Here is a 12,340-nt window from a genome sequence, read left to right on the forward strand (position 1 = left end):
GTTGCGAGCGGCATTCAAGAGCACAGGTCGCTGCAGTGCAAGAGTCGGTCGCCGCAGTGCGCTTTCATGGGCGCTTAGCTGCGTAACTTGGCATCACCGGCGCATCAGACACCGGAACTCACAATAAACGAACTGCCGAGGAACCCGAGATGAAACGACTGATCAGCAGCTGTGTTCTTGCACTCAGTGGTACCGCTTTGCTGAGCGCCAGTGTCATGGCCGCCGAACCCGCCGCGTGCCAGAACGTGCGCATGGGTGTAGTGAACTGGACCGACGTGATCGCCACCAGTGCCATGACCCAGGTATTGCTCGACGGCCTCGGCTACAGCACCAAACAGACCAGCGCCTCCCAGCAAATCATCTTCGCCGGGATCCGCGACCAGCGTCTGGATCTGTTCCTCGGCTACTGGAACCCGCTGATGACCCAGACCATCACCCCGTTCGTCGACGCCAAACAGGTCAAGGTGCTTGATACGCCAAGCCTGCAGGACGCCCGCGCGACCCTCGCCGTGCCGACCTACCTCGCCGACAAGGGCCTGAAAACCTTCGCTGACATCGCCAAATTCGAAAAAGAACTGGGCGGCAAGATCTACGGCATCGAGCCTGGCTCGGGCGCCAACACCCAGATCAAGGCGATGATCTCCAAGAACCAGTTCGGCCTCGGCAAGTTCCAGCTGGTCGAATCCAGCGAAGCCGGCATGCTCGCCGCGGTGGATCGCGCCGTGCGTCGCAACGAAGCCGTGGTGTTCTTCGGCTGGGCGCCGCACCCAATGAACGTCAACGTGAAAATGACCTACCTCACCGGCAGCGATAACGCCCTCGGCCCGAACGAAGGCAAGGCCACCGTATGGACCGTCACCGCACCGACCTACGCCGAACAGTGCCCGAACATCGGTCGCCTGCTGAGCAACCTGACGTTCACCGCCGAAGACGAGAGCCGGATGATGCAGCCGCTGCTGGATCACAAGGACGCTTTCGAGTCGGCCAAACAATGGATCAAGGATCACCCGCAGGACAAAAAACGCTGGCTTGAAGGCGTCACCACCTTCGATGGCAAACCGGCCGCTGAAAACCTGCAACTGACCAGTAAATAAACCGAATGAACCACCGACTCGCAGCCCCAACGGGCTGCGAACGGGATCACCACGCCTGGCCAAAACCAAAAACTCGCCTGTAAGGAACCGCCAAATGAACCACGACGTCATCATCACCTGCGCACTCACCGGTGCTGGCGACACGACCGCCAAGAGCCCACACGTGCCGGTCACCCCGAAACAAATCGCGGCTGCCGCCGTGGAAGCCGCCAAGGCCGGTGCCACCGTGGTTCACTGCCATGTGCGTGACCCGCAAACCGGCAAGTTCAGCCGTGACGTGGCGCTGTACCGTGAAGTGATGGAGCGCATCCGCGAAGCGGACGTGGACATCATCGTCAACCTCACCGCCGGCATGGGCGGCGACCTGGAAATCGGCGCGGGCGAGAACCCGATGGAATTCGGCCCGAACACCGATCTGGTCGGCCCGCTGACCCGCCTGGCCCACGTCGAAGAACTGCTGCCGGAAATCTGCACCCTCGACTGCGGCACCCTGAACTTCGGCGACGGCGACACCATTTACGTCTCCACCCCGGCCCAACTGCGCGCTGGCGCCAAACGCATCCAGGAACTGGGCGTTAAAGCCGAGCTGGAAATTTTCGACACCGGCCACCTGTGGTTCGCCAAGCAGATGATCAAGGAAGGCCTGCTCGACAACCCGTTGTTCCAGCTGTGCCTGGGCATCCCTTGGGGCGCACCGGCGGACACCACCACCATGAAAGCCATGGTCGACAACCTACCGGCCGACGCGGTCTGGGCCGGTTTCGGTATCGGTCGCATGCAGATGCCGATGGCGGCACAAGCAGTGTTGCTCGGCGGCAACGTGCGGGTCGGGCTGGAAGACAACCTGTGGCTGGACAAGGGCGTACTGGCGACCAACGGCCAACTGGTCGAGCGCGCCACGGAAATCCTCAGCCGCCTCGGTGCCCGCGTCCTGACCCCGGCTGAAGGCCGAGCAAAAATGGGCCTGACCAAGCGCGGTTAATCACACCTACGCATACCCCTGTGGGAGCGGGCTTGCTCGCGAAGAGGCCGGTGCATCCGGCACATCTTCAGCGGTAGAACCACCGCTTTCGCGAGCAAGCCCGCTCCCACAAGAAATCTCTGAACTCTTTAGGACGTGACCATGAGCTTTATCACCGAAATCAAAACCTTCGCAGCGTTAGGCAGCGGTGTCATCGGCAGCGGCTGGGTATCCCGCGCCCTCGCCCATGGCCTGGATGTAGTGGCCTGGGACCCGGCCCCCGGTGCCGAAGCGGCCCTGCGCAAGCGTGTCGCCAACGCTTGGGGCGCACTGGAAAAACAAGGTTTGGCGCCGGGTGCATCGCAAGATCGCCTGCGTTTTGTCGCAACCATCGAAGAGTGCGTGCGCGATGCCGATTTCATCCAGGAGAGCGCCCCGGAACGGCTGGAGCTGAAACTGGACCTGCACAGCAAAATCAGCGCGGCAGCCAAGCCCAATGCGTTGATCGGCTCCAGCACCTCTGGCCTGTTGCCGAGCGAGTTCTACGAGAGCGCCACGCACCCGGAACGCTGTGTGGTCGGTCACCCGTTCAACCCGGTTTACCTGCTGCCACTGGTGGAAGTGGTCGGCGGTAAAAACACCGCCCCTGAAGCGGTGCAAGCGGCCATGAAGGTCTATGAATCCCTGGGGATGCGCCCGCTGCACGTGCGCAAGGAAGTGCCGGGTTTCATCGCCGACCGCCTGCTCGAAGCACTGTGGCGCGAGGCGCTGCACCTGGTCAACGACGGCGTGGCGACCACCGGCGAAATCGACGACGCCATCCGCTTCGGCGCGGGTTTGCGCTGGTCGTTCATGGGCACCTTCCTGACCTACACCCTGGCCGGCGGCGATGCCGGCATGCGTCACTTCATGGCGCAGTTCGGCCCGGCGTTGCAATTGCCGTGGACCTACCTGCCGGCGCCGGAGCTGACCGACAAACTGATCGATGATGTGGTCGATGGCACCAGCGATCAACTGGGTAAACACAGCATTTCGGCGCTGGAGCGCTATCGTGATGACTGCCTGCTGGCGGTGCTGGAGGCAGTGAAGACCACCAAAGAGAAGCATGGGATGGCCTTCAGCGAGTAAACCTCAAGCTAATGGGCCAGCAGGTCTGCCCCCTTCGCGAGCAAGCCCGCTCCCACATTTGATCGCAGGTGCCTGATACAACTCGGTCACCTGTGGGAGCGGGCTTGCTCGCGAAAGCGACGGTACCGTCACCACACATATTGGAAGTTAAACCATGCCCACCCTCACCACCTACCAAACCACCATCATCCCCGACTGGGTCGACTACAACGGCCACCTGCGCGACGCCTTCTACCTGCTGATTTTCAGCTACGCCACCGATGCCCTGATGGATCGCCTGGGCCTGGACAGCAATAGCCGCGAGGCCAGCGGCAACTCGCTGTTCACCCTCGAACTGCACCTCAATTACCTGCACGAGGTGAAGCTCGACGCCCAGGTCGAAGTGCACACCCAAATCATCGCCCACGACAACAAGCGCGTGCACCTCTATCACAGCCTGCATCTGGTGGGTGATGCCCGGGAACTGGCTGGCAATGAACAGATGCTGCTGCACGTGGACCTCGCCGGGCCGCGTTCGGCACCGTTCAGCGAGCAGTCCTTGAGCCAGCTGCAAGCCATCGTCGCCGAACAGGCGGACCTGCCAGCGCCCGAGTACATTGGCCGAGTGATCGCATTACCCCAAAAAAAATAACAAGGAGATCGCCATGAACACCGCCGCTGCCTTTGCCGACTTTCGTACCTATCCGTTGATCAGCGCGCTGACTGCCGTGCAGACCCTGGCGGACCGTGTTCTGGTGAAGTGGGCCGACAATCGCGTCAGCCCCTTCCACCATCAATGGCTGCGAGACAATTGCCCGTGCCCGCAGTGCGTCTACACCGTGACCCGCGAGCAAGTGCTGGAAATCGTCGATGTAGCTCAAGACTTGATCCCTGACCAAGTGCACATCGACACCGAAGGTTGCCTGTCGGTTGATTGGCAGGACGGCCACAGCAGCCGCTTCGACCCCGGCTGGCTGCGCGCCCACGCCTATGACGACGAGTCCCGCGCCGAGCGCCAGGCACGCAAGCCAAAAGCCAGGCTTTGGCACAGTAATTTGCAGTTGCCGGTATTCGAGTATCAGGCGCTGATGAACGACTCTGACGCCTTGTTGCAATGGTTGTTGGCGGTACGGGATGTCGGATTGACCCAAGTCCGTGGCGTGCCCACCGAACCCGGCTCTCTGAAGCTGATCGCCCAACGGATTTCCTTCATCCGCGAGAGCAATTTCGGCGTGCTGTTCAACGTGCAATCCAAGGCCGACGCCGACAGCAACGCCTACACCGCGTTCAACCTGCCGCTGCACAGCGATTTGCCAACCCGGGAGTTGCAACCGGGGCTGCAATTCCTGCATTGCCTGGTCAATGACGCCGAGGGTGGCGAGAGCATTTTTGTCGACGGCTTTGCCATTGCCGACGCCTTGCGCCGGGAAGACCCCGAATCTTTCAAAAGCCTCTGCGAAATCCCCGTGGAGTTTCGCAACAAGGACCGTCACAGCGACTACCGCTGCCTGGCACCGATCATTGCCCTGGATACGTTGGGGCAGGTGTCGGAAATCCGCATGGCCAACTTTCTGCGCGGACCCTTCGATGCATCGGTGGAGCAGATGCCCAAGTTGTATCAGGCCTACCGGCGCTTTATCGCGATGACCCGCGAGCCTCGATTCAGGTTGATGCAGCGGCTCAATCCCGGTGAGCTGTGGTGCTTCGACAACCGCCGCACCCTGCACGCCCGCAACGCCTTCGACCCCGCCACTGGGGCGCGGCATTTCCAGGGCTGCTATGTCGACCGGGATGAGTTGTTGTCGCGCATCCTCGTGTTACAGCGCTAGACCGCGTCATCGTTCTTCGCGAGCAAGCCCGCTCCCACATTTAACCGCGTTTCTCTGAAAGGACTCGGTCGAATGTGGGAGCGGGCTTGCTCGCGAAGACGGTATATCAATCAACACAAAATCCACTGATTCACAGGCAAAAAAAACCCCGATCAAGCCGTGACAGGATCGAGGCAGAGGGTACTGTTGAGGAGCTGCCGTGCGAGGGTGACCAAACCTTCGTGAAGCGAGCTGAGTCCAGTGTGCCCCCTCCTTTGGCCGGCAAGTTGCCCGAAAACGACCTGTTCATAGCCAATGCTGCCATTGCGACAATTCGCCCTTGCCGACACCCGGCACCCCTACCAGAATCGAACCAAGACACCGTTCCCTGAAGAAGGATTGCGTCATGATGCACGCCGATTTGATAGACCAGGAAGACCTGTTGGGCCAGCTCAAGTCGTTGGGCTTCGAGGTGCCCACCGGCGCCACCGCCGAGCAAGCCTGCGAGTGTGCGGTACGAGGTTTGAACGATGTACGGGCGATGACCCTGCGGACCATGGTCAAACAGATGTACACCAGCAGCGCGACCATCCTGCCGGCGGTACGCCAGGCGATCGACAAGCAGTTGTTGCCGGCGCTGGCGGAGTATCAGCAGAGCCATACAGGCCGATAAACAGCCTTCGCGAGCAAGCCCGCTCCCACAGGAAATCGGGGTTGAACACAAAATGTGTGAACAATCCGAAAACCTGTGGGAGCGAGCTTGCTCGCGATGAAGGCGCCTCGGTCTAGAGCCTTACACTGGCAAACGTAGACTCATTACGCGCCTGGCTCAGCGCCGACAACGGCCCGGACAACGGCGACAGCACCAGCGCTTGAGGCAACGGCATCATCGCCACCTGCTGGGTGGTGTTGGACCCTACACGCTCGTCACGTGGCGGAATGCCGAAGTATTCGCGGTAGCACTTGGAGAAGTGCGGCGTGGACACAAACCCGCACACCGAAGCCACTTCGATGATCGACATCGGCGTTTGCTTGAGCAGCTGACGCGCGCGGATCAGGCGCAGTTTCAGGTAGTAACGCGACGGCGAGCAGTGCAGGTACTTCTGGAACAGGCGTTCGAGCTGACGACGGGACACCGCGACATACACCGCCAGTTCGTCCAGGTCGATCGGCTCTTCAAGATTGGCCTCCATCAACGCGACGATTTCCTGCAACTTCGGCTGGTTGGTGCCGAGCATGTGCTTGAGCGGCACACGCTGGTGATCCTGCTCGTTGCGGATGCGCTCGTAGACAAACATTTCCGAGATCGCGGCCGACAGTTCACGCCCGTGATCACGGCTGATCAGGTGCAGCATCATGTCCAGCGGCGCGGTGCCGCCGGAGCTGGTGAAACGGTTACGGTCGAGGGTGAACAAGCGGGTGCTCATCGCTACACGCGGGAAAGCTTCCTGCATCGCCGCCAGGCATTCCCAGTGCACGCTGCAATCGAAACCATCGAGCAGGCCGGCGCAGGCCAGGGCCCAGCTGCCGGTGCACACCGCGCCGAGGCGGCGGGACTGGCGAGCCTGGCTTTGCAGCCATGACACGTGTTCCCGGGTAACGGTGCGCTGGATGCCGATGCCGCCGCACACGATGACGGTGTCCATCGGCGGGGCTTTGTGCATGGAAGCGTCGGGGGTGATTTGCAGGCCGTCACTGGCCCAGACCTGGCCGCCATCGACGGTGAGGGTGGTCCAGCGATAAAGCTCGCGACCGGACAACTGGTTGGCCATGCGCAGCGGTTCCACTGCGGAGGCCAGAGAAATCAGCGTGAAATTGTCCAGCAGCAGAAAGCCGATGGATTGAGGCGCACGGTTCTGGGGTTGGGCCCCGGAGTTGAACGTCGTCATCGCGGTATCTCCTCACACAAAGCGGGTGATGGCCTCAGGCGGAGGCTCTTTTTATTGCCATCGTTCTCGCGTGGGAGACGGGCTTTGTAATGACAGAGCAATTGCCATGCCTAAATTTGAATGCGCGTTCAATAACTCCTAAAAACGACGTCGGAATGTGTCTATATGTGACGCGCAGGGAGTGGGGATTTAAATGGCCATCAGGGCTGGCAAGCGCCCTGGCCCACAAGCTGTGAGCAATTCGGTAGCACTTGTGGGAACGGCGTTTCGCCGCATCGCAGAGGAGTGTCACCGCAAGCACGGGTGACGGGCGGTCGAAGGCTGGCTGGCCCTCGATCAGTGGCAAGGCGATTTATCTGTGAGCGACGCACTAAAAGATGGCGCGACTTCGAGCGGGTGTTCACTTGGTGCGCAGTTTTGACTGGTCTGCCGCCTTCGCGAGCAAGCCCGCTCCCACATTGGATTTGTGAACGACGGAGATCAAATGTGGGAGCGGGCTTGCTCGCGAAGCAGGCGACTCGGTTTTATTGTCTCAACACTCCACCGCACTCACCGCCAACCCACCCCGCGATGTCTCCTTATATTTGTCATGCATGTCGGCACCGGTATCGCGCATGGTGCGGATCACCCGATCCAGCGAAATGAAGTGCTGACCATCACCGCGCAATGCCATTTGCGCGGCGTTGATCGCCTTCACCGCGGCAATTGCGTTGCGCTCGATGCACGGCACCTGGACCAGCCCACCCACCGGGTCGCAGGTCAGGCCGAGGTTGTGCTCCAGACCGATCTCCGCCGCGTTGCACAGTTGCTCTGGCGTGGCGCCAAGGATTTCCGCCAGCCCCGCCGCCGCCATGGCGCAGGCCGAACCGACTTCGCCCTGACAACCGACTTCGGCACCGGAGATCGAGGCGTTCTTCTTGCACAGGATTCCCACCGCCGCCGCGCCGAGGAAGTAGTCGACGACATTGGCGTCGGTCACGGCCTCGCTGAATTTCATGAAGTAGTGCAACACTGCCGGAATGATCCCCGCCGCGCCGTTGGTCGGTGCCGTGACCATGCGCCCGCCGGCGGCGTTTTCTTCATTGACCGCCAGGGCGAACAGATTGACCCATTCCATGGCGCTCAAGGTCGAGCCGATCACGTTGGGTTTGTTCAGTTCCTGCAGGCTGCGATGCAGCTTGGCCGCGCGGCGGCGCACGTTCAACCCGCCGGGCAGGATGCCTTCGTGTTTGAGGCCCTGTTCAACGCAATCCTGCATGGCGCGCCAGAGCTTCATCAGGCCGCTGCGGATTTCATCCTCGCTGCGCCACACCCTCTCGTTGGCCATCATTAACTCAGCCACGCGCAGGTTGTGTTTTTTACACAGTTCCAGCAGCTCGGCGGCGCTGGAAAAATCATAAGGCAACACAGTGCTGTCGAGGTCGACGACACCGCTGGAGGCCTGCGCTTCATCGACGACAAAACCGCCGCCGACCGAATAGTAGGTGTCGCGATGCAACTCGCCGTCATCACCCTCGACAATCAGGGTCATGGCGTTTGGATGGAATGGCAGGTTCTCGTCGATCAGGCGCATGTCCCGGCCCCAGATGAAGGGCACCGGCAAGCGACCGTCGAGCAGCAGCGTGTCGGTCTCGCGCAGGTTGGCGATACGGATGCCGATTTGCGACGGATCAATCGCATCCGGCCACTCGCCCATCAGCCCCATGATCACTGCATTGTCGCTGCCGTGGCCGATACCAGTGGCTGACAACGAGCCAAACAGCTGGACTTCGACACGCCGCACCTGCTCAAGCAACCCACGCTCGCGCAGGCCCTGCACAAACAACGCCGCCGCCCGCATGGGCCCCACGGTGTGCGAACTGGATGGGCCGATGCCGATTTTGAACAGGTCGAAAACACTGATAGCCATTACTGCCGAACTCCTGGATGGGCCCACTGCGCACGCAAAAACGCACGGTGACGGAGCTGCTACGCTCAAGCTGCAATCCGCCGAGATGACCGCATCATCAAGCTTTTATCGTGTTGTTCGACGTCTCTAACCGACGCACTCATGCCCACCAGCGCCGCGTGTCTTTTACGCCGTGTTTTCGCCGTTTTTTTGCGGTTCAGAAGAGGAAAAGGGCCTGAAAAAATCTGTAAACGACGTCACCGACACTGGATGCGACCATCCCTGTACTGGATACGACGCACCCTGTAGGCGTCAGATTTTCACTGGTACATGATCATATCGACTCGATTGCAAGGCGCTGCGGTAGAGCTGTCTCCAGAACGCCATCCAACCGCAACCTATAAGTGCGGTGGTCCAGTCGGAACACTGCCAAAAAAAACACCAAGGAGTCCATCCATGAAAGGTTCCCCGTCGTTGTTGTTGGCCGCCATGCTTAGTCTGCCGGTTCTGGCGCAAGCCGCAGAACCGGCGCAGTGCAGTACCGTAAACTTCTCCGATGTCGGCTGGACCGACATCACCGCGACTACCGCGACCACCAGCGTCGTGCTCAACGCCCTCGGCTACAAGACCAAGACCACCATGATTTCCGTGCCCGTGACCTACAAGTCCCTGGCCGACGGCAAGAACATGGACGTGTTTCTGGGCAACTGGATGCCGACCATGGAAAACGACATCAAGGCCTACCGCGATGCCGGCACCGTGGAAACCGTACGCACCAACCTCAAGGGCGCCAAGTACACCCTCGCCGTCCCTCAGGCGCTGTACGACAAGGGCCTGCATGACTTCGCCGACATCGCCAAATTCAAGAAAGAGCTCGACGGCAAAATCTACGGCATCGAGCCTGGCAACGACGGTAATCGTCTGATCCAGAGCATGATCGACAAGGATGCCTTCGGCCTGAAGACCGCCGGTTTCAAAGTCGTCGAATCCTCCGAAGCAGGCATGCTGTCGCAGGTCGACCGCGCACAGAAACGCGACACCGCCGTGGTGTTCCTCGGCTGGGCGCCGCACCCGATGAACAAGCGCTTCAAAATTCAATACCTGACCGGTGGCGATGACTTCTTCGGCCCCGACTTCGGTGCCGCCACCGTGGCGACCAACACCCGCAAGGGTTACGCGCAGGAGTGCAGCAACGTTGGTCAGTTGCTGAAGAACCTGGAGTTCACCGTCGACATGGAAAGCGAACTGATGGGCAACATCCTGGACGACAAGATGAAGCCTGACGCGGCCGCCAAGGCCTGGCTGAAAAACAATCCACAGGTGCTCGATACCTGGCTCGCTGGCGTGACAACCATTGACGGTAAACCAGGCCTGGAGGCCGTGAAAGCCAAACTGGCCAAGTAATCGCTTATGCCGGGCGGCCTCGGCCGTCCGGGCTGTTTATTTCCTTGCATGCGGACGTTCAATACCATGCTGATTGATCAGAAAATCCCCTTAGGCCAGTACATCGCGGGCTTCGTTGAATGGTTGACGCAACACGGCGCCAACACCTTCGACGCCATCGCCGTGTCACTGGAAACGATGATCCACGGCGTGACGTTTGCGCTGACCTGGTTCAACCCGCTGGTACTGATCGGCGTAATCGCACTACTGGCACACTTTATTCAACGTAAATGGGGCCTGACAGCGTTTGTCGTTGCCTCCTTTCTGCTGATCCTCAATCTGGGGTACTGGCAGGAGACCATGGAAACCCTCGCCCAGGTGTTGTTCGCCACCCTGGTCTGCGTGATCATCGGCGTGCCGCTGGGCATCGTCGCCGCGCACAAACCGATGTTCTATACTTTAATGCGTCCGGTACTCGATCTGATGCAGACCGTACCGACGTTCGTGTACCTCATTCCTACCCTGACCCTCTTCGGGCTGGGTGTGGTCCCGGGTCTGATCTCCACGGTGGTGTTCGCGATTGCCGCGCCCATCCGCCTGACCTACCTGGGTATTCGCGATGTCCCGGAAGAATTGATGGACGCCGGCAAGGCCTTTGGCTGCTCGCGCCGTCAATTGCTCTCGCGAATTGAACTGCCTCACGCCATGCCAAGCATCGCGGCCGGCATCACCCAGTGCATCATGCTGTCGTTGTCGATGGTGGTGATCGCGGCACTGGTTGGCGCCGACGGTTTGGGCAAACCCGTGGTCAACGCACTGAATACCGCTGATATCGCCCTGGGCTTCGAAGCAGGTCTGGCGATCGTACTGCTGGCGATCATGCTCGACCGTATCTGCAAACAACCCGACGCCAAAGTAGGGGGTGACGCATGAGCATTATTCGCTTCGATAACGTTGACGTTATCTTCTCCAAGGATCCACGCGAGGCACTCAAGCTGCTGGATCAAGGCATGACCCGTAACGAGATCCTGAAAAAGACCGGGCAGATTGTTGGTGTTGAAAAAGCCAGCCTGGACATCGAAAAAGGTGAGATCTGCGTACTGATGGGCCTGTCCGGCTCCGGTAAATCCAGCCTGCTGCGTTGCATCAACGGCCTCAACACCGTCAGCCGCGGCAAGCTGTTCGTCGAGCACGAAGGCAAGCAGATCGACATTGCCTCCTGCACCCCGGCAGAACTGAAAATGATGCGCACCAAGCGCATTGCGATGGTGTTCCAGAAGTTCGCCCTGATGCCCTGGCTGACCGTTCGCGAGAACATCAGCTTCGGTCTGGAGATGCAGGGTCGTCCCGAGAAGGAACGCCGCAAGCTGGTGGACGACAAGCTAGAGCTGGTGGGCCTGACCCAGTGGCGCAACAAGAAACCCAACGAGCTGTCCGGTGGTATGCAACAACGCGTGGGCCTGGCCCGTGCCTTGGCGATGGACGCCGACATCCTGTTGATGGACGAACCGTTCTCGGCGCTCGACCCACTGATCCGCCAGGGTCTGCAAGACGAGCTGTTGGAACTGCAACGCAAGCTGAGCAAGACCATCGTATTCGTAAGCCACGACCTCGATGAAGCCCTGAAACTTGGCAGCCGTATCGCGATCATGAAAGACGGCCGGATCATCCAGTACAGTGTGCCGGAAGAGATCGTGCTGAACCCGGCGGACGACTACGTGCGGACCTTCGTGGCCCACACCAACCCGCTGAACGTGCTGTGCGGCCGCAGCCTGATGCGCACCCTGGACAACTGCAAACGCATCAACGGTTCGGTATGCCTCGATCCGGGCGGCGATTCGTGGCTGGACCTGGCGGAAGGCAACACTATCAAAGGTGCGCGTCAAAACGGTTCTGCTCTGGATCTGCAGAACTGGGTACCGGGTCAGGCTGTTGAAGGCCTGGGTCGTCGACCAACCCTGGTGGACTCGAACATCGGCATGCGCGATGCGCTGCAGATTCGTTATCAGACCGGCAACAAACTGGTGCTGCACGATAACAACCATGTAGTGGGGATTCTTGGCGACAGCGAGCTTTATCACGCACTGCTCGGCAAGAACCTGGGGTAAGGCAACAGACACAAAAACGCCGCGAGAGTATCGCGGCGTTTTTGTTTGTGGGGTATAGGGACATTCAGCTTTGCGGCTGATTGCCCCTTCGCGAGCAAGCCC

At 60.2% G+C, this 12,340-nt stretch carries 11 protein-coding genes; 9 read left to right on the plus strand and 2 right to left on the minus strand.

Features of this window, described 5'->3' with window-relative positions; translation table 11 throughout:
- Nucleotides 1-149 precede the first annotated feature (149 nt).
- From KGB20_RS07490 to KGB20_RS07515, 6 genes are all read left to right on the plus strand, one after another.
- Nucleotides 150-1,094, plus strand: coding sequence for a choline ABC transporter substrate-binding protein (locus KGB20_RS07490; RefSeq protein WP_154909898.1), 945 nt, complete (start codon nt 150-152; stop codon nt 1,092-1,094).
- A gap of 94 nt (nt 1,095-1,188) precedes the next feature.
- Nucleotides 1,189-2,076: a 3-keto-5-aminohexanoate cleavage protein gene (locus KGB20_RS07495; RefSeq protein ID WP_007994462.1), complete on the plus strand. Its 888-nt coding sequence runs from the start codon at nt 1,189-1,191 to the stop codon at nt 2,074-2,076.
- Between the two features lie 141 nt (nt 2,077-2,217).
- A complete protein-coding gene (locus tag KGB20_RS07500) occupies nt 2,218-3,183 on the plus strand; it encodes an L-carnitine dehydrogenase (RefSeq protein ID WP_095964145.1) in 966 nt (321 codons plus the stop codon).
- A 154-nt stretch (nt 3,184-3,337) separates the two neighbouring features.
- On the plus strand, nt 3,338-3,814 hold the full coding sequence (locus tag KGB20_RS07505) for a thioesterase family protein (RefSeq protein WP_090451849.1): 477 nt from the start codon (nt 3,338-3,340) through the stop codon (nt 3,812-3,814).
- A 13-nt stretch (nt 3,815-3,827) separates the two neighbouring features.
- Nucleotides 3,828-4,991, plus strand: a complete 1,164-nt coding sequence (locus tag KGB20_RS07510; protein ID WP_154909899.1) for a gamma-butyrobetaine dioxygenase — start codon at nt 3,828-3,830, stop codon at nt 4,989-4,991.
- Nucleotides 4,992-5,376: 385 nt separating this feature from the next.
- On the plus strand, nt 5,377-5,643 hold the full coding sequence (locus KGB20_RS07515; RefSeq protein ID WP_007995656.1) for a hypothetical protein: 267 nt from the start codon (nt 5,377-5,379) through the stop codon (nt 5,641-5,643).
- A 112-nt stretch (nt 5,644-5,755) separates the two neighbouring features.
- Here KGB20_RS07515 and KGB20_RS07520 read toward each other — a convergent pair whose 3' ends face one another.
- Both KGB20_RS07520 and KGB20_RS07525 read right to left on the minus strand, forming a co-directional pair.
- A complete protein-coding gene (locus KGB20_RS07520) occupies nt 5,756-6,859 on the minus strand; it encodes a GlxA family transcriptional regulator (protein WP_007975492.1) in 1,104 nt (367 codons plus the stop codon).
- 532 nt (nt 6,860-7,391) lie between these two features.
- Nucleotides 7,392-8,768 (minus strand): L-serine ammonia-lyase, encoded by a 1,377-nt coding sequence (locus KGB20_RS07525; RefSeq protein WP_102672293.1) that lies wholly within the window; start codon nt 8,766-8,768, stop codon nt 7,392-7,394.
- Between the two features lie 435 nt (nt 8,769-9,203).
- Here KGB20_RS07525 and KGB20_RS07530 point away from each other — a divergent pair, with 435 nt between their 5' ends.
- From KGB20_RS07530 to choV, 3 genes are all read left to right on the plus strand, one after another.
- Nucleotides 9,204-10,151, plus strand: coding sequence for a choline ABC transporter substrate-binding protein (locus KGB20_RS07530; RefSeq protein WP_057712981.1), 948 nt, complete (start codon nt 9,204-9,206; stop codon nt 10,149-10,151).
- A gap of 66 nt (nt 10,152-10,217) precedes the next feature.
- Entirely contained in the window at nt 10,218-11,063 is an 846-nt protein-coding gene (gene choW / locus KGB20_RS07535; protein ID WP_057716544.1) for a choline ABC transporter permease subunit, read from the plus strand.
- Nucleotides 11,060-12,238 (plus strand): choline ABC transporter ATP-binding protein, encoded by a 1,179-nt coding sequence (gene choV, locus KGB20_RS07540; protein WP_047534342.1) that lies wholly within the window; start codon nt 11,060-11,062, stop codon nt 12,236-12,238. Before choW ends, choV begins: the two co-directional genes overlap by 4 nt.
- Nucleotides 12,239-12,340: the final 102 nt, after the last annotated feature.

The sequence above is a fragment of the Pseudomonas sp. BF-R-30 genome (assembly GCF_019956175.1).
In the GTDB taxonomy this organism is placed as follows: domain Bacteria; phylum Pseudomonadota; class Gammaproteobacteria; order Pseudomonadales; family Pseudomonadaceae; genus Aquipseudomonas; species Aquipseudomonas jessenii.

Bases quoted from the DNA above. Each gene is read 5' to 3' on its own strand.
- KGB20_RS07490 (WP_154909898.1), top strand. From the start codon at position 150: ATGAAACGACTGATCAGCAGCTGTGTTCTTGCACTCAGTGGTACCGCT.
- KGB20_RS07495 (WP_007994462.1), top strand. From the start codon at position 1,189: ATGAACCACGACGTCATCATCACCTGCGCACTCACCGGTGCTGGCGAC.
- KGB20_RS07500 (WP_095964145.1), top strand. From the start codon at position 2,218: ATGAGCTTTATCACCGAAATCAAAACCTTCGCAGCGTTAGGCAGCGGT.
- KGB20_RS07505 (WP_090451849.1), top strand. From the start codon at position 3,338: ATGCCCACCCTCACCACCTACCAAACCACCATCATCCCCGACTGGGTC.
- KGB20_RS07510 (WP_154909899.1), top strand. From the start codon at position 3,828: ATGAACACCGCCGCTGCCTTTGCCGACTTTCGTACCTATCCGTTGATC.
- KGB20_RS07515 (WP_007995656.1), top strand. From the start codon at position 5,377: ATGATGCACGCCGATTTGATAGACCAGGAAGACCTGTTGGGCCAGCTC.
- KGB20_RS07520 (WP_007975492.1), bottom strand. From the start codon at position 6,859: ATGACGACGTTCAACTCCGGGGCCCAACCCCAGAACCGTGCGCCTCAA.
- KGB20_RS07525 (WP_102672293.1), bottom strand. From the start codon at position 8,768: ATGGCTATCAGTGTTTTCGACCTGTTCAAAATCGGCATCGGCCCATCC.
- KGB20_RS07530 (WP_057712981.1), top strand. From the start codon at position 9,204: ATGAAAGGTTCCCCGTCGTTGTTGTTGGCCGCCATGCTTAGTCTGCCG.
- choW (WP_057716544.1), top strand. From the start codon at position 10,218: ATGCTGATTGATCAGAAAATCCCCTTAGGCCAGTACATCGCGGGCTTC.
- choV (WP_047534342.1), top strand. From the start codon at position 11,060: ATGAGCATTATTCGCTTCGATAACGTTGACGTTATCTTCTCCAAGGAT.